This is a genomic window from Rhodococcus sp. PSi06 (assembly GCF_054960675.1).
On the sequence record NZ_JBHNYO010000016.1, the window covers coordinates 42,193 to 57,772 of the forward strand.

Consider the following 15,580-nt stretch of genomic DNA (forward strand, 5'->3'; position numbering starts at 1 on the left):
GATCAGGCCATCTGGCTCTGGGGTTGTACCGATGATTGCGACTTCGAGGCGCTGATTTCCAGGCCGATCTGATCCGACAGGAACGCGGCATCTCTGGCCACCGAGGCGAAGCGTCCCGAACCCCAGGTGTGCTGCCAGGGCAGGCCCAGGAAATACAGGCCGGGAACGGACGTCACGCCGCGGTTGTGCGTCGGGTGGCCCTCGCCGTCGAACGCCCCTACCTTCAGCCACCGGTAGTCGGTACGGAAGCCGACCGACCAGACGACCGCCGTGATGTCGGCGTCGGAGAGATCGAGCTCGGTCGTCTCGGACTCCGGACGCCACACCGGAACGTAGCGGTCCTCGGTGGGCGCGCTGATGCCCTCACGTTCGATATATGCGTCGATGTTGTCCTTGATGCTCTCGGCGACCCGATCGGCAGCGTCGAGGGACGCCTCGAGGGTGGGCGCGAATTGCAGAACGCCGTTCTCGACCCCGAGGAGTCGGCCGTACAGCTGCATCCCCTCGGTGGCGAATGCGCGCAGGTCGATGTCGCGACCACCGTCACGGCCGGTGACGTAGTGGTTCGTGTTCTCGCGTTTGCCGACGCCACCGGGTTGATCTTCGATGGAGACATCGTAGACGCCCATGTCGTGCAGCCAGGCGACACAGTCACGGCCGCGATAGAAGCGTGCGACACGAGGTGCGGTACCCGCGACGAGATGCACGCGCCGACCGTCCAGGTGTAGATCCTCGGCGATCTGCGCACCGGATTGGCCGGTACCGACCACGAGCACGTCACCGTCCGGAAACTGATGGGAGCCGCGGTATTCGGAGGAGTGGATCTGGACGATGTCACGGGGCAGCTTCTCGGCGAAACGCGGGATGGTCGGGATGTGGTAGCCGCCGACGGCAACGACGATCCGATCGGCGTGCATCGGGCCGGCGGAGGTGAGTAGGTCGAAGCCGCCATCTGCACTCTGCAGCGCGTTCATGACCGAAACATGTTCGCGGACGGGCGCAGCGAAGCTTTCGGCGTAGCGCCTCACGAAGGCGTAGACCTCGTCGCGCTGCATGAACCCGTCGGGATCGTCACCGTCGTAGGAGTACCCGGGGAGCGCGCACTGCCAGTTGGGGGTAACGAGGGTGAAGTTGTCCCAGCGCGAGTCCTTCCATTCGTGGGCGATGGTGTCGCGTTCCAGTACGACGTGGTCGATGCCGCGCTGCGTCAGATGCCAGCTGATGGACAGGCCGGCCTGCCCGCCGCCGATGACGATCACGCTGTGGTGCTCGGTGACAGTGTTCGCATTCATAGCAATTCGGCTCCCGACATACTCAGTACGCGAACGGCACCGGCCTGATACGACGCGCTGACACCGTGGATCTCTTCCATTTGCTGCGCGGCCGACGTGCACCGCATACCGAACTTGGCGAGAACTCGATCGCTCGCCACGGTCAATGCCTCGGACGTCCGCTGCACGAACTCGGCAACCGGGTATTCCTGGCCGGGGCTCAGATAGTCGTGCATCACCAAAGAGGGCGAGTAGCAGGACTGTTCGCGTCCGTCTGGCCATCGCACCACGAACGACATCTCAGGCATGGACCGTCTCCTTGGTGATGGTCCGATAGACCGAGGGACGCCGATCGCGCAGGTTGTACATGCCGCCGCCGCGTGCCGCACCGATGAGCGACTCGACATCGACGGTAGCCGTGGCCAAGCCCGGTTCGACGCCTGTTCCCGCGAGGATTTCACCACCCGGCCCGACGATCTTGGCACTGCAGACGAACCTCAGCGAACCGAAGGTACCGGCCTGATTTGCCGCCACCCAGATGATCTGATTCTCCAGTGCGCGAGCGCGATCGTAGATGTCGAAGCGTTGCTTCCACCGATCTTCTTCCATGTTCTCCACCGTCGCGGTCCGTGCTGTCGGCCATGCAGAGATGGATGCGACGATCTCGGCACCGTCGAGCGCGAGTTCCCGTGCAGCCTCGGGGAATCCCTTGTCGTAGCAGATCTGCATGCCCATACGACCGACCGGAGTATCGAAGGCGGAGTAGCTTTCTCCTGCGTCGTAGCACAGGTTTTCGCCGAGTGGCTGATGCACCTTGCGGTACGAACCGAGGATGCCGCTGCCGTCGACGGTCACTGCGGCGTTGTAACGGGTGTCGCCGTCCTTCTCGCAGAACCCGAACGTCACGACGGTATCGCCTGCCATGTCGATGACGCGCTTGACCTCCGGTCCGTCGAGTTCCAGGGCCGGCGGCAGTGCCTTCAACCGGCGCTGTCGCGATTCCTCGGTCTCGTCGCCGCCGCCGAGGCTGGGCAAGTACCCGCCCAGGCACGCTTCCGGTAGCACCAGCAGTTGACTACCCCGATTACGCGATTCCTCGAGTAGGGCGGCGATAGTGGCGTATCCCTGTTCCATGTCGCGGCCGAATTCGGCTGCGGCCACGGAGATCGTGATGTCGTTCATGCTTCTCCCAATCCGGTCACAGTGGAGGTGACCGCGCGAGTGGTGATTCCATCGGGCCATCGCAAGGCGACGCCCGGAATGTTCGTGAGCTCTCCGCATTCTGCGGACAGTGCAGGTCCGGACGGTGCAGTCGGTGCACCGGGACGGTCCACGGTGATCATCGCGAACCCGGGAAAACACGTGATCCATTCACCCATCGATGCCGAGTCGGGCTTCGGGATCGAGGAGATGTCCAATACGGCACCGGTTCCGCTGGCCTCGGCCAGCATCCCGGTAGTGCCCGCCAAGCCGGCCATCGAGATGTCCTTGGCGGCCTTGGGAGCGGTTCGGGCGACGAACGATGCCATCACCGCCAATTCGGCGGAATTGCGTCGTGACGTCGAATCCCATTGCTGACCCTGATATCCACGACGCCAACCGCCTTCGACGTCTGCGGTCAGTGTCAACCGATCGCCGACGCTGCCGCCGCCCGCGGGAACCGGGTCGGTCGTGCGACCCAGCGCGGTGACCGACAGCGACGACGGAACCCCGGCCTGAGTATGGCCTCCAAGCACCGGAACCTGCCACGCCACGGACGCATTGGCGAGACCGCGGATGATGCGGGTCAGTCGAGACTGCGTGGGTGCTCCGACGGAATCGAGCATGCCGACTGCGTCGGCACCCATCGCCGACAGGTCGTTGAGGTTGACCAGTGCCGCACACCAGCCGGCCCATTCCGGATCGCGGTCGACCATCGAGGGAATGATCGCATCACAGGCTGCGATCATGTCGCTTCCCGGTACCGGCACTCCGTCGTCGCCTCGAAAGCCTTTGACACCGAGCCCCAGTGGCTGCGCTTTCAGGGGCGCGAGAACACCGGCGAGCATCGCCTTGGTCGACGACACCAGCCGTTCGATTCGGTCGATGGGCCAGTACATCGCCACGTGTGGAGTGTCGGCGACCTTCACGTCTCCGCGCCTGATCCAGCCGAGTCGGGTGAACAGTGGCTCGTGACGCTGCTGCACCGTCGCATCGAAACGCAGCACGCCCCGACTCTCGGCATGCGCGCAAGCCGCACGAACCAGCGCCGGCCCCACTCCGGATGTGCGGGCTGACGAGGCGACCACCAGTCGGCTGCCGGCCCACCATCCGAGATCCGTTGCCGTGCAGGGTGCCAGCCGTACTCCGCCGAGCACGGTGCCGTCCCGGTCGGTGGCGACGAGAACGACCGTGCGGGGATCGTCATCGATGTCGTCGTGATCGGTACCGGTGAACAAGCCCTGTTCGGCGACGAACGTCTCTCTACGCATAGCCCGGTACGCGCTCAGTTGGGCCGGGCTCTCGCACGGTTGAACCAAGTATTCGGACTCCACGACACTGATTGCAGCGCCTGATAATCCGGCAAGATCCTGCGCATCCAACCCGTACATGTCAGCCTCCCGCATTCTGCAGAACGCTGCACGCACCGCAGGCCGCGCAGCCTGCCTTCTGCTCGGATCCGAGCATTGCCGCCGCTTGTAGTTCCTTGGCGACGCGTCGGGTGACGCTTTCGAGGACGTCGGGAGTGGGTGCCGTCGCCCGATCGACATCGACCGCCAACGTGCCCGCGAGCGGCCGAAACGGAACCACGAACGGATACACACCCATCTCGATCAGTTCGGCTGCGCCCGAAACCAATTCGTCGGGATCCTCACCGAGACCGACCAGGATGTACGTCGATACCTGATTGCGTCCGAAGACGCGGACTGCTTCTTTCCATGCCGCGCGGTACTCGTCCATCGATACCGAGGCCTTGCCCGGCATCCATCTGCCACGTACGTCGTCGTCGAGTGATTCGACGTGGATACCGATGGATTCGGCTCCGGCGTCGTACAGGTCCTGGATGGTCTGCAGGTCGCCGGGCGGTTCGCACTGCACCTGAATCGGTAGCTCCGGAACCACGGCCTTGATGGCTTTCACACATCGGGCCAGGTGACGGGCACCGCGATCCTTCGCGGCCGAAGTGCCCGTCGTCATGACCATCTGGGTGACCCCGTCCAGCCGTACCGCCGCCTCGGCCACCTCGGCCAGTTGTGCCGGGGTCTTGACAGCAATGGTGTCGCCCGCCTCCAGAGACGCTTCGATGGAACAGAAGCGGCACCGTTGATCAGCGTCGTAGCGGATGCACGTCTGTACGACGGTCGTGGCCAGAACACTGGTGCCGTGCAGCTTGGCAATCTTCTCGTACGCGATGCCGTCGGCGGTGGAGAGGTCGTAGAACTTCGGGCGATCGACAGCCTGAACGTCGAGTCCGATATCGTTGCCGTCGAACAGAACCCGACCCTCTTCGAGGACGTACGGACTGAGCGGGTTACGTGGGATGGCAGCGCCGAGACCATCGATGCGGACATGTCCATCGTCACTCGGGCCGGCACCGGCAGTTCTGGACACCGGCGTCGCTCCTCGAATGCCGAGCAACGCCAGGTCCACGCGTGTAGAGATGGACATAGAACCGTCTCCTAGACCATGTAGGTCGAATTGATGATGGCACCCTTGCGCGCGTAGTGGATCAACGCGTCCTGCACGTCCAAGGGGTGAGCCGGGATGACACCCTCGATGAGGTCTTCTTCGCGACCTCCGTGCAGGGCCAAACCGAAGCGGCAACAGAACACGGTGCCGCCCTCGGCAATGAACGTCGCGAGGGAGTCGTTGATGTTCTGTTCACCTGGGAATCCGGAGTCGCCGGTGGTCGGGAAGCCGCGGGTGGCAAGGCAATTGATCGCGCCGGGACCGTAGAAGTACATGGCCGACTCGAATCCCTTGCGCAGAGCGCGGGTGGCCTGAAGCACCGCAACGAACGATACCGACGACTCGTGTGCGATGCCGTGCACCAACGTGAAGTAGCTCTCGCCGTTCTCTGCCTTGTAGTCGGGGAAGATCTTGGTGGAACCGTAGATGTTGCTGCCCTTGGGAAGTGAGGGATGCGGAATCTCCTCGAGGGACTTCTTGATGTTCTCGGCGATGGTCTGGTCGAGATCTGACACGTGCGTCTCCTGAGGTTCGCAGAGCGGGCTGAGTTGCGGTGGACACCGATGGCCACACGAGAAAAGCGTCATGTCCGGCGAGAGAGCAGATCCTCTGCGGCCATGTGACAAGTACAGGCCTCGTCGATTTCCGACTGGTCACGCTCGGAACAACGTCGTGTTTCGAGGGCCTCACAGTGTTGACGTGGCGTTACGCGGCTACTGTGGAAGCAGATCCATCCACCCACCGCAGCATGACGAGGAACTCGATGATCGGCGCCGTCACCGGCTTGTTGTACGCGTTGTCCCTGGTAGTGGGGATCTGGGTGCTCGTGAAGCTCGCCGCCAACAAGCCCGTTCTGCTGAAGAACAAGGCCGACCGTGCACTGTTCTGGACAATCGCGGCCACCGAAGGCGTGGTGGCACTGCAGGCCGTCATCGGGTTCGTGATGATGTTCACCTCCGATCGCGAGATTCACCGATTGACGTTCGGCTCGTATCTCGTCGGATTGCTGTTCCTGCTTCCGTTGGGAACGTGGTGGTCCCTGGGCGACCGCTCCCGTGGCGGCACAGCGGTACTGCTCGTCGCCGTCCTCACCCTCGCAGCCATGGTGTTGCGCCTGAGCCAGATTTGGGCCGGATATGCCTGACAAACTGCAACAAGCCACTCGCACCGGCTTCGGGCGCTTCCTCATCGCCGTCTACGCCGTGTTCGCGGTTGCCGCGACCTCGCGTTCGATCGTGCAGCTCACCACGAGGTTCGACAACGCCCCGGTCGCGTTCCTGCTCTCGGCCTTCGCAGCGGTGGTCTACATCATCGCGACGGTCGGACTGGCACGGGCAACAGAAGCCTCGCGACGAGTGGTGACGGTCTCCTGCATCATCGAACTCGTCGGAGTCATCGCAATCGGCACCCTCAGCTACATCCAGCCCCAGGACTTCCCGGAGCCGACGGTGTGGTCGCACTTCGGATCCGGATACGTCTTCATTCCGGTTGTCCTACCCATCGCCGGATTGTGGTGGTTGCGAAAGACTCGACAGCAGTCGGTGTGATCCGTTGACGTCGACCATCACTGGCTTTCTTTCGTAGCGGCGCACGGTGAGGCGGTACTACGGCGCGCCATCTGCGAGCTGAACGACGCCTCCGACAGATGTCAGCTCGAGCCCGCGACGTAATTCTGATCCTTACTTCGCCGCGACGGTACGTCTCCCAGGTCGAGTTTTCGTTGGATCCCGACGGAGCCTGGAGCGCTGAGCCCAGGGACCTAACACGGGGTACCGACAGGTTTACCTTCGCGAATACTTGTGCAGGGCAATAGTTTTCGATTGCACCATCATTGCCAGTCGAACGCACGTTCGATACACTTACTTCCATGACCACCGAGATCTGGCAACTGAGCGAAGCAGAACTGCTCGCCGACGCTGCCGCGGTCTCCCACCAGATTCAGTTGTTGGAAGCCCGACGCATCGCCCTCGTCGCTGAAATCGACACCCGCGTGAGCCGCGAGAAGCTCGGCTTCCCCGGACCCGCAGGCTGGCTGACCTCCACCACCCTCCTCACCCCGAGCAAAGCGAACAAGATCCTGGCCCTCGCCCGCGGGTTGAAGAACTTCCCCGACATCGCCGACGCGGTGAACACCGGCGTCATGACCGTCGATCACGCCGCCCTCATCCTCGCCTTCGCCGAAACCCCACCCAAACTCCTCCCGCAAGAAGGCCGCGACATGGCCCGCGCAGCGATGATCGCCGCCGCCACCGGACCCGAAGCCCGCACCGACCGCATTCGCGAAGCCATCACCAACCTCACCGACAGATTCGGCGGCAACAAGCCACCACCGGAAGACACCGACCGCAACGAACTCTTCGCCTCGAAAACCCTCAACGGACGTCTCGTGGCGAAAATGGATTTCGATGCGATCACCGGAGAAAAGCTGCTCACCGCACTCTCGCCGTTGACCGAACCCCGCCCAGCCGCCGACGGCACCCCCGACGAACGCAGTCCCGCACGGCGACGCGCCGACGCCTTCGGGCACATCCTCGACCGCTACCTCGCCTCCAGTAACCGCCCCACCGAAGGCGGAGAAAAACCGCACGTCAACCTGCACATCCGCTTGCAGGACCTCCAGAACCTGGCCGGCCAGAGCAGCGACGACATCACCGACGACGAAACCACACGCGCTGCAGCAGAATCCGGCAACGAGGCCAGTTCAGTGACTGCGGATCGTGGCGCATATCGCGACCTGTTCGGCGACGGCACCACCGTAGGGTGGCTGCCCTGGATGGGACCACTCTCCCGCAACACCTCCCGCCAACTCGCCTGCGACTGTGTCCTCACCGCGATCGTCATGGACGAGAACGGCAACCCACTGAACCTCGCCCGCACCGCCCGCACCGTCACCGCGAAACAGAAACGCGCCCTCACAGCCCGCGATCACGGGTGCGCCTTCCCCGGCTGCGGCAAACCCGCCGCCTGGACCGAAGGCCACCACATCTGGCACTGGACCGACGGCGGCCCCACCGATATTAACAATCTGGTTCTGCTCTGCGGGTTCCACCACCGACTCATCCACCACTCCGACTGGGAAGTCTTCATCGCCGCCGACAACCACCCCTGGTTCGTACCCCCGGCCACCGTCGACCCGTACCGACAACCCCGCCAATCCCACGCCCGCGCCGGCCCCCACATCGCCTAAGCCCGAGCAAAAACACTCCAGCCCCGCACCGAGAACACGGTGCGGGGCTGGAAGAGATTGTCCAACAGTTACTTCAGAAAGCCCGAGACGCCGTCACTTCAATGCAGCCAGGTTCGCAACGGATTGCTTGACATCGGTGTCGAGTGCCCGCGCCACAACCGAACCCACCGGACCGAAGAGCACACCACCACCGAATTTCGCGTCGAGAGTCAACTCCGAGCCGCCCTCGGCCTCACGCACGTGGACGGTCAACGAAATCCGTACTCCGCCCTTACCGCGGCCCGACATCTCGATCAGCTTCGGCTCGTCGTACTGGGTGAACTCCCATTTGATGGTGTTCTTGAAACCCTTCACCTTCACCAACGACTCGACCTTCGTGCCCTTACCGACCTTCTTCGGCGGCGGACTGCACCACCCACCGTGGATGGTCATCCACTCGTCGAAACGGTCGAGCGCGGAAGCCTTGTCCCACGCTCCCTGCGGGTTCTCTGGCATCTGTACCGAGACACTGATCGTCGCCATGGGATCGAGCCTGTCACAACTCGCTCGCAGGTTCAGACGGCGACCACTAACCTGAGACGATGGCCACGCTCGAGATCGAAGGCCGGAAGGTCTCCGTCACCAACCTCGACAAGGTGCTGTTCCCTGAAACGGGCACCACCAAGGGCAAGATCATCGAGTACTACGTTGCCGTCGCCCACGCAATGTTGCCGCACCTCGTCGGCCGTGCGGTGACCCGAAAGCGCTGGCCCAACGGCGTCGACCAGTCGTCTTTCTTCGAGAAGAACCTCGCAGCATCCGCACCCGACTGGCTCGATCGCCGTTCGATGCAACATTCGGATCGCGTGGTCACCTACCCACTGTTCTCCACCGCTGCCGATCTGGCGTGGCTCGGGCAGCAGGCGGCCATCGAAGCTCATGTGCCGCAGTGGCGATTCGACGGCACCGAGCCCGGCCCCGCCACCCGCATGGTGTTCGATCTCGATCCCGGTGATGACGTCGACCTCGCCCGGTGTGCCGAAGTAGCGTGCGAGATACGAGATCTGATCGGCGATATCGGCATGACGGCATATCCGGTCACCAGCGGCAGCAAGGGAATTCACCTGTATGTACCGCTCGAGAAGCCGCTGTCGACGTCGGGCGCATCCACCGTCGCCAAACGCGTAGCGACGCTTCTGGAAGAGCGCTCGCCGGATCGGGTGACCGCCACGATGGCGAAGGCGAAGCGCACCGGAAGAGTGTTCGTGGACTGGAGCCAGAACAACGGCAAGAAGACGACGGTCGCACCGTATTCGCTCCGAGGGCGAACACTTCCCACCGTCGCGGCACCGCGCACGTGGGAGGAACTGGAATCGTCCGGACTGCAACAGCTTCGATTCGAGGAAGTACTCGAGCGGCTGACCGAAGGCGGTGATTTCCTCGCCGACCTCGATCCCGCCCTTGACGCCGTCGAGACGCGAGTCGAAAGCGGCACCGGCACTGACAAACTCGCCAAGTACCGCAGCATGCGGAGCGCCGACCGAACTCCCGAGCCGGTGCCCGCCTCCGCCGAACCGCAGGGCAACGACGACACCTTCGTGATCCAAGAACATCATGCCCGACGCCTGCACTACGACTTCCGACTCGAACACGACGGCGTCCTGGTCTCGTGGGCCGTACCCAAGAACATCCCGGACGATCCCAAGCAGAACCGGTTGGCCGTTCACACCGAGGACCATCCACTCGAGTATGCGACTTTCTCCGGTCGAATACCCAAGGGCGAGTACGGCGGTGGCGACGTCACGATCTGGGACAGTGGAACCTACGAGCTCGAGAAGTGGCGTGAGGACGAGGTCATCGTCGTCCTGCACGGATCGAAAGCGCACGGCAGGTTCGCCCTGATTCGCACCAAAGGGAATCAGTGGCTGATGCACCTGATGAAGGACACTCCCAGGCCCACAACCGACAGCGCCACAGCCGACAGCGCAACGCCCGACAATCCCCCACCCAAGAACATTTCGCCGATGCTCGCGACCGCGGGCGACATTCTCGGTTTCGGCGAAGACGAATGGTCGTTCGAGGGTAAGTGGGACGGGTTCCGCATCGTCGCAGAATTGACCCACGGGTCCATGACGCTCCGCACCCGCAGCGGGAACGACTACACCGAGAAATTCGGTGCCCTTCGAGCTCTGGCGGACGACCTGTCCGATCACGACGCCGTTGTCGACGGAGAGGTCGTCGTGTTCGACGCCAACGGCGTCAGCAGTTTCGAGATGCTGCAGAACGCGAACCGTGACGACATTCGTTTCATCGCCTTCGACCTGCTCTACCTCGACGGCACCTCACTGCTGCGCAAGAAATACACCGATCGACGACGACTGCTCGAACTGCTCACCACCGGGCTCGACTCCGTCCTGGTACCGCCGCAACTGACCGGCTCCGCCGCGGATGCCGTCGCCGAAAGCCTGGAACGGGGGTGGGAAGGCGTCGTCGCCAAGCGAACCGATTCGGTCTACCAACCCGGCAAGCGCGCTCGAACCTGGATCAAACACAAGAACTGGCGGACGCAGGAAATCGTGATCGGCGGGTGGCGTCGGGGCCAGGGTCGTCGTTCGGGCGGCTTCGGCTCGTTGTTGATGGGGATTCCCGACGGCGACCGCCTTCGCTACGTGGGTCGCGTCGGCACCGGCTTCGACGACCGCGCGCTCGACACTCTCGGTGCCCTGCTCACGCCCCTCGAGACGTCGGAGAGCCCCTTCTCCTCGGTGCTGCCCACCGCCGATCGGAACGGTGCGGTGTGGGTGGAACCGACTCTCGTCGGCGAGGTCCGGTTCTACGAAGCGACCGAATCAGGTCACCTACGGCATCCGAGTTGGCGCGGGTTGCGCCCGGACAAGGCACCGAAAGACGTAATTCTCGAGTAGCGCTCCAGCCGGGTGGCACGGCTTCTCGCATCTTTCCAGAAAACCGGCACCGAGACCGTTCTTCTGTTGCCATAGAATCACCGAGTGCGTACCGTTCGTTCTATCGTTTCCGGGGGGAGCGTAACGCGTCACGCTTTGACAGCTATATCGATTTGCGGGCCGGCTCTACAGGAGCTTGCCGGATCATCGGGGCGCACGGCGCTTCGATTCAGGCACGGAGGGGATTACTGAATGCGGGTTCTCAAATTGGCCGGCGCTGCCACGATAACGGCCGTCGCCGTGTTGTGCTCGTCGCTCGTCGGCGCAGGTCAGGCCGCGGCCGAACCGCTCATGCCGACCCCTATCGCAGACGGATTCGGTGCACCGCCCGCAGATCTGGAGGCGCTGCAACCGGGTGACGTCATCGCCAGTCGGCCGATGCCGCCCCCGCCCGGATTCTTCGATGTCGACGTGTGGCAGCTCAAATTCCGCTCGACCGATTCGGCGGGTGATCCCATTGCGGCGATCAACACCATTTTGGTTCCGCGCAACAAAGCGCCGAACGGGCCTTTGCTTTCTTACCAACACATCATCAATGCGCTCGGTCTGGAATGTGCACCTTCACAGGCACTCTGGTCGAACGACCCCAATCTGGCCATCCGTGAGGCTCCGGCCCTCAACGCTGTACTGCAGCGTGGTTGGACTGTCGCCATCGCCGATCACCTCGGACCCAGAAGCGCCTACGGTGCCGCCAAGCTCGGCGGACAGATCGTGCTCGACAGCATTCGTGCAACGCAGCGCTTCGATCCCATCCAGGTCAAGCAGAGCCCGGTCGCGTTGGCCGGTTACTCCGGTGGCGGTATGGCAACGGCATGGGCCGCGGCATTGCAGAACGACTACGCACCCGAGCTGAACATCGTCGGCAGCGCGAACGGTGGCGCTCCGATGAACCTCGAGCGCATGGCTCGCGATCTCGGTTTCGCCCCGCACCCCATGTTCGGTCTGGCGTTCGCGGCCGCTATCGGCATCGAACGCGAGTACCCCACCCGGATCCCGATCAGCTCTCAGCTCAACGCGGTGGGTAAGGCAATCGAAAGCAAGATCCAGAACGGGTGCACCAACGACATCATCGCCGCGGGTGCAGGCAAGAGTGCCATGGAGGTCGCCGGCACGCTGGACCTGATCAACAGCCCTGAGATGATCGCCGCCGTCAACGAGAACAGCGTGGAGCTGTACCCGGGCGTACCGAAGGCACCGTACTTCGAGTGGCACAGCCCCACCGATGCCTTGATCCCGGTCAGCGCCATCGACAACACCATCGCCCGGTACTGCAGTGCAGGCGTGAAGGTCACCGAGGTCAAGGTGCCCAGCAACGATCACCTCACCGCTGCAGTACTCGGACTGCCGCAGGCACTCGAGTGGATCGATCAGCGATTCGCGGGTGTACCTGCACCCTCCAACTGCTGATCGCGTGTCACCCGACCCGGGCAACTGATCGAAGCCCGTAAGGGTCGGTTGGGCTAACCTCGCTAAGTTTCGGTGCGAGGAGATCCTATGAAGAAGTCAATACAGCTCGTCGCCGCCGGTGCCTCAGTCTTGGCACTGGCGGTTGGCTGTTCGTCAGACAATACGACCGCTACTTCCGGTGATTCCGGAAGCGAGGCGGGCTTCCCCGTCACCATCGAGCACAAGTTCGGTGAGACGGTGGTCGACGCCGAGCCCACCCGCGTGGTGACGATCGGGTTCAACGAGCAGGACTTCGCGCTCGCACTCGGCGTCAAGCCTGTTGCGACGCGCGGCAACCTGAGCTACGACTACCGGCAACGTCCGTGGGCCCAGGAAGCGCTGGGCGGAACCGAGATTCCCGAGGTCGGCAGCACCGATCTCAACCTCGAACAGATCGCCGCGCAGGCACCCGACCTGATTCTCGGGCCCTATTCCTTCATCGACCAGAGCCAGTACGACACGCTGTCGGGAATGGCTCCCACGATCGCGGACATCGGCGGCTACGACAACGTGCCCGCAGCAACCTGGCAGCAGGAGTTCGCAGTGGTCGGCGAAGCGCTCGGCAAGAGCCAGGAAGCGCAGGAGCAGACGGCTGCGCTCGAGCAGAAGTTCGCCACCACAGAGGCAGACAACCCCCAATTCACCGGCAAGTCACTGTCTCTCGCCTTCGTCATGGACGACGGGAGCTACCTGCTCCTCGGCAAGGACGACATCCGCGCCCTGTTCTTCACCGACCTGGGCTTCGAGATTCCCGACGCGTCCGAGACGATCAGTCCCGAAAATCTGGCCCGCCTCGATACCGACGTGCTCGTCATCGCCGGCCAGAGCCGCGAGCAGCTGCAAGCGAACCCACTGATCGCAGCCCTCGAAGTCGTCGCGCAGGACCGCACCGTCTACATCGGCTCCTTCAGCACGGATCTGCCCTCTGCTCTGGGCTATTCGAGCCCGCTGTCGCTGGACTACGCGATCGACGGATTCACCCCGATGCTCGCCGCGGCAACCGACGACGACCCGTCCACGGTGGTGCCGGCACCCTGAGTGGCCCCGTCCCACCTGTCCGACTGCGCGAACTGTGTCCGATGCAGCTCCTCGTAGCGGCCTCCCGCTGCGAGGAGCTCGTCGTGCGTGCCTCGCTCCGCGATTCGCCCGTCCTCGATCACCAGGATCACATCTGCTGCCCTGATGGTCGACAATCGGTGCGCGATCACCACCGAGGTTTTCCCATCCAACGCCTCGGCCAACGCCGCCTGCACTGCGGCCTCGGACGTCGAATCGAGTGAGGCCGTGGCCTCGTCGAGAATGACGACCCGTGGCTGCGCGATCAGCAGACGCGCGATCGTCAGGCGCTGACGCTCACCGCCGGACAGGCGGTAACCACGTTCGCCGACCACCGTATCGAGGCCGTCGGGCAGGGAACGTACGAGATCTGCCAGCCGCGCCCTCGACAGGGCGTCCCACACTTCGTCGTCGGTGGCACCGGGCCTGGGCAACACCAGATTCGATCGGATGCTCTCGTGGAACAGGTGTCCGTCCTGAGTCACCATTCCGACTGTGCCGCGGACGGATTCGGCGGTGAGATCTCGAACGTCGACGCCGGCGAGGCGGACTGCGCCGCCGTCGACGTCGTACAGCCGGGCGATCATCTGCGCGATCGTGGACTTGCCCGCGCCGGAGGTCCCGACCAACGCGACCATCTGGCCCGGCTCGGCGCGGAACGACACACCGTGCAGAACCTCTTCTCCGCCGCGCGAATCCAAGGTGGCGACCTCTTCCAGCGAGGCGAGCGAGACCTTGTCCGCCGAGGGGTACGCGAACCGAACATCGTCGAGTTCGACGGACACCGGCCCCGCTGGCAGCGTCTTCGCATCGGGCTTGTCGGTGATGAGCGGGACCAGATCGAGCACCTCGAATACGCGCTCGAAGCTCACCAGAGCGCTCATGACCTCCACGCGCGCGCTGGCCAGCGCGGTCAGCGGCGAGTAGAGCCGCGCGAGCAGAAGCGACAGAGCCACAACCGAACCCGGATCGAGCGTGCCCCGGAGGGCGTAGAAGCCACCCAAGCCGTACACCACGGCCAGAGCCAGCGCCGAGACCAACGTCAGTGCAGTCACGAACACCGTTTGCACCATGGCACTGCGAACGCCGATGTCGCGTACGCGACGGGCACGGACCGCGAACTCGACCGACTCCTGGTCGGGGTGACCGAACAGCTTCACCAGCGTTGCTCCCGGTGCCGAGAATCGCTCGGTCATCTGCGTGCTCATCGCCGAATTGTGTGCTGCTGCTTCGCGTTGCAGCCGGGCGAGGCGTCGACCCATCCGGCGCGCGGGAAGCACGAACACCGGGAGCAGAATCAACGCGAGAAGCGTGATCTGCCACGAAATTCCGATCATGACCACCAGCGTCAACGCCAACGTCACCAGGTTGCTGACGACCCCCGACAGCGTGGTGCTGAAGGCACGCTGCGCCCCGATGACGTCGTTGTTGAGTCGGCTCACGAGCGCACCGGTACGCGTTCGCGTGAAGAAGGCGATCGGCATGCGCTGGACGTGGTCGAACACGGCGGTCCGCAGATCCAGGATCAAGCTCTCGCCGATGTTCGCCGAAAGCCACCGATTGATCAGACCGACCACGGCGTCCACCAGAGCGATCGCCGCGATCGCGAGCGACAACAGCACCACGGTGCGCAGCTCTCGGCCGTCGACGATGGCGTTCACCACTCGGCCCGCCAACACCGGCGTGGCCACTGCGAGGACGGCCGACGCCACACTGAGCACCAGGAACCCGCCGAGAGCGCGACGATGCGGCGCCGCGAACGTGAGAATCCGGCGAGCCGTCTCCTTCGAGAACGACGACCGAGTATCGGGCCTGTTCATCGTCCGATACATCTGGTTCCAGGCGGTCATCTCCATGCTCATGTCTTCACCCTCATGTCGTCACACTCATGCAGTCGCCCTCATGTCATCGTTCTCATAGCCGCTCGTATGTCTTCGCCCCGTACGTCAAGGTAGAACCTCGACATAGCTCGAGGTCAAGCACGGGTCCCCTTACCGGAGCGGGCGAGC

At 63.7% G+C, this 15,580-nt stretch carries 14 protein-coding genes; 6 read left to right on the forward strand and 8 right to left on the reverse strand.

The annotated features are described in order from the left end of the window. Window positions 1–2 precede the first annotated feature (2 nt). The 6 genes from ACFI9K_RS20110 to ACFI9K_RS20135 are packed head-to-tail and all read right to left on the reverse strand — an operon-like array spanning window position 3 to window position 5,455. Window positions 3–1,292: an MSMEG_0569 family flavin-dependent oxidoreductase gene (locus tag ACFI9K_RS20110; RefSeq protein WP_462665150.1), complete on the reverse strand. Its 1,290-nt coding sequence runs from the start codon at window positions 1,290–1,292 to the stop codon at window positions 3–5. Next, window positions 1,289–1,579 carry an MSMEG_0570 family nitrogen starvation response protein gene (locus tag ACFI9K_RS20115; RefSeq protein WP_027495242.1) on the reverse strand — a complete coding sequence of 97 codons (291 nt, stop codon included), beginning with the start codon at window positions 1,577–1,579 and terminating at the stop codon, window positions 1,289–1,291. Before ACFI9K_RS20115 ends, ACFI9K_RS20110 begins: the two co-directional genes overlap by 4 nt. Then, the gene (locus tag ACFI9K_RS20120) at window positions 1,572–2,453 is read right to left on the reverse strand and encodes a carbon-nitrogen hydrolase family protein (RefSeq protein ID WP_283550274.1); all 882 of its coding nucleotides are present in this window, start codon (window positions 2,451–2,453) and stop codon (window positions 1,572–1,574) included. The genes ACFI9K_RS20115 and ACFI9K_RS20120 overlap by 8 nt, the downstream gene beginning before the upstream one ends. Next, window positions 2,450–3,862: an MSMEG_0567/sll0787 family protein gene (locus ACFI9K_RS20125; protein WP_462665151.1), complete on the reverse strand. Its 1,413-nt coding sequence runs from the start codon at window positions 3,860–3,862 to the stop codon at window positions 2,450–2,452. Before ACFI9K_RS20125 ends, ACFI9K_RS20120 begins: the two co-directional genes overlap by 4 nt. Window position 3,863: 1 nt before the next feature. After that, window positions 3,864–4,919 carry an MSMEG_0568 family radical SAM protein gene (locus ACFI9K_RS20130; protein WP_462665152.1) on the reverse strand — a complete coding sequence of 352 codons (1,056 nt, stop codon included), beginning with the start codon at window positions 4,917–4,919 and terminating at the stop codon, window positions 3,864–3,866. An 11-nt stretch (window positions 4,920–4,930) separates the two neighbouring features. After that, window positions 4,931–5,455 carry an MSMEG_0572/Sll0783 family nitrogen starvation response protein gene (locus ACFI9K_RS20135; RefSeq protein ID WP_462665153.1) on the reverse strand — a complete coding sequence of 175 codons (525 nt, stop codon included), beginning with the start codon at window positions 5,453–5,455 and terminating at the stop codon, window positions 4,931–4,933. 233 nt (window positions 5,456–5,688) lie between these two features. On the opposite strand from ACFI9K_RS20135, the gene ACFI9K_RS20140 reads away from it, so the two are divergent. The 3 genes from ACFI9K_RS20140 to ACFI9K_RS20150 all read left to right on the forward strand — a co-directional run bounded on the left by ACFI9K_RS20140 (window position 5,689) and on the right by ACFI9K_RS20150 (window position 8,127). Next, entirely contained in the window at window positions 5,689–6,084 is a 396-nt protein-coding gene (locus tag ACFI9K_RS20140; RefSeq protein WP_462665154.1) for a hypothetical protein, read from the forward strand. Further along, window positions 6,077–6,487 (forward strand): hypothetical protein, encoded by a 411-nt coding sequence (locus tag ACFI9K_RS20145; protein ID WP_462665155.1) that lies wholly within the window; start codon window positions 6,077–6,079, stop codon window positions 6,485–6,487. Before ACFI9K_RS20140 ends, ACFI9K_RS20145 begins: the two co-directional genes overlap by 8 nt. 320 nt (window positions 6,488–6,807) lie before the next feature. After that, on the forward strand, window positions 6,808–8,127 hold the full coding sequence (locus tag ACFI9K_RS20150; protein WP_462665156.1) for an HNH endonuclease signature motif containing protein: 1,320 nt from the start codon (window positions 6,808–6,810) through the stop codon (window positions 8,125–8,127). Window positions 8,128–8,220: 93 nt separating this feature from the next. Here ACFI9K_RS20150 and ACFI9K_RS20155 read toward each other — a convergent pair whose 3' ends face one another. Then, the gene (locus ACFI9K_RS20155; protein WP_462665157.1) at window positions 8,221–8,649 is read right to left on the reverse strand and encodes a type II toxin-antitoxin system Rv0910 family toxin; all 429 of its coding nucleotides are present in this window, start codon (window positions 8,647–8,649) and stop codon (window positions 8,221–8,223) included. Between the two features lie 59 nt (window positions 8,650–8,708). Here ACFI9K_RS20155 and ACFI9K_RS20160 point away from each other — a divergent pair, with 59 nt between their 5' ends. The 3 genes from ACFI9K_RS20160 to ACFI9K_RS20170 all read left to right on the forward strand — a co-directional run bounded on the left by ACFI9K_RS20160 (window position 8,709) and on the right by ACFI9K_RS20170 (window position 13,553). Beyond that, window positions 8,709–11,030, forward strand: a complete 2,322-nt coding sequence (locus ACFI9K_RS20160) for an ATP-dependent DNA ligase (protein ID WP_462665158.1) — start codon at window positions 8,709–8,711, stop codon at window positions 11,028–11,030. Between the two features lie 231 nt (window positions 11,031–11,261). Then, window positions 11,262–12,476, forward strand: a complete 1,215-nt coding sequence (locus ACFI9K_RS20165) for a lipase family protein (RefSeq protein WP_462665159.1) — start codon at window positions 11,262–11,264, stop codon at window positions 12,474–12,476. Between the two features lie 87 nt (window positions 12,477–12,563). After that, window positions 12,564–13,553: an ABC transporter substrate-binding protein gene (locus ACFI9K_RS20170; protein ID WP_462665160.1), complete on the forward strand. Its 990-nt coding sequence runs from the start codon at window positions 12,564–12,566 to the stop codon at window positions 13,551–13,553. On the opposite strand, the gene ACFI9K_RS20175 is transcribed toward ACFI9K_RS20170, so the two are convergent. Beyond that, window positions 13,475–15,433 carry an ABC transporter ATP-binding protein gene (locus tag ACFI9K_RS20175; protein WP_462665161.1) on the reverse strand — a complete coding sequence of 653 codons (1,959 nt, stop codon included), beginning with the start codon at window positions 15,431–15,433 and terminating at the stop codon, window positions 13,475–13,477. The two genes, ACFI9K_RS20170 and ACFI9K_RS20175, sit on opposite strands and share 79 nt — an antisense overlap. Window positions 15,434–15,580: the final 147 nt, after the last annotated feature.

What these genes read in the sequence shown, in the direction of transcription:
- ACFI9K_RS20125 (WP_462665151.1), bottom strand. Translation starts at nt 3,862, where the DNA reads ATGTACGGGTTGGATGCGCAGGATCTTGCCGGATTATCAGGCGCTGCA.
- ACFI9K_RS20140 (WP_462665154.1), top strand. Translation starts at nt 5,689, where the DNA reads ATGACGAGGAACTCGATGATCGGCGCCGTCACCGGCTTGTTGTACGCG.
- ACFI9K_RS20165 (WP_462665159.1), top strand. Translation starts at nt 11,262, where the DNA reads ATGCGGGTTCTCAAATTGGCCGGCGCTGCCACGATAACGGCCGTCGCC.
- ACFI9K_RS20145 (WP_462665155.1), top strand. Translation starts at nt 6,077, where the DNA reads ATGCCTGACAAACTGCAACAAGCCACTCGCACCGGCTTCGGGCGCTTC.
- ACFI9K_RS20155 (WP_462665157.1), bottom strand. Translation starts at nt 8,649, where the DNA reads ATGGCGACGATCAGTGTCTCGGTACAGATGCCAGAGAACCCGCAGGGA.
- ACFI9K_RS20175 (WP_462665161.1), bottom strand. Translation starts at nt 15,433, where the DNA reads ATGAGCATGGAGATGACCGCCTGGAACCAGATGTATCGGACGATGAAC.
- ACFI9K_RS20110 (WP_462665150.1), bottom strand. Translation starts at nt 1,292, where the DNA reads ATGAATGCGAACACTGTCACCGAGCACCACAGCGTGATCGTCATCGGC.
- ACFI9K_RS20170 (WP_462665160.1), top strand. Translation starts at nt 12,564, where the DNA reads ATGAAGAAGTCAATACAGCTCGTCGCCGCCGGTGCCTCAGTCTTGGCA.
- ACFI9K_RS20150 (WP_462665156.1), top strand. Translation starts at nt 6,808, where the DNA reads ATGACCACCGAGATCTGGCAACTGAGCGAAGCAGAACTGCTCGCCGAC.
- ACFI9K_RS20160 (WP_462665158.1), top strand. Translation starts at nt 8,709, where the DNA reads ATGGCCACGCTCGAGATCGAAGGCCGGAAGGTCTCCGTCACCAACCTC.
- ACFI9K_RS20115 (WP_027495242.1), bottom strand. Translation starts at nt 1,579, where the DNA reads ATGCCTGAGATGTCGTTCGTGGTGCGATGGCCAGACGGACGCGAACAG.
- ACFI9K_RS20120 (WP_283550274.1), bottom strand. Translation starts at nt 2,453, where the DNA reads ATGAACGACATCACGATCTCCGTGGCCGCAGCCGAATTCGGCCGCGAC.
- ACFI9K_RS20130 (WP_462665152.1), bottom strand. Translation starts at nt 4,919, where the DNA reads ATGTCCATCTCTACACGCGTGGACCTGGCGTTGCTCGGCATTCGAGGA.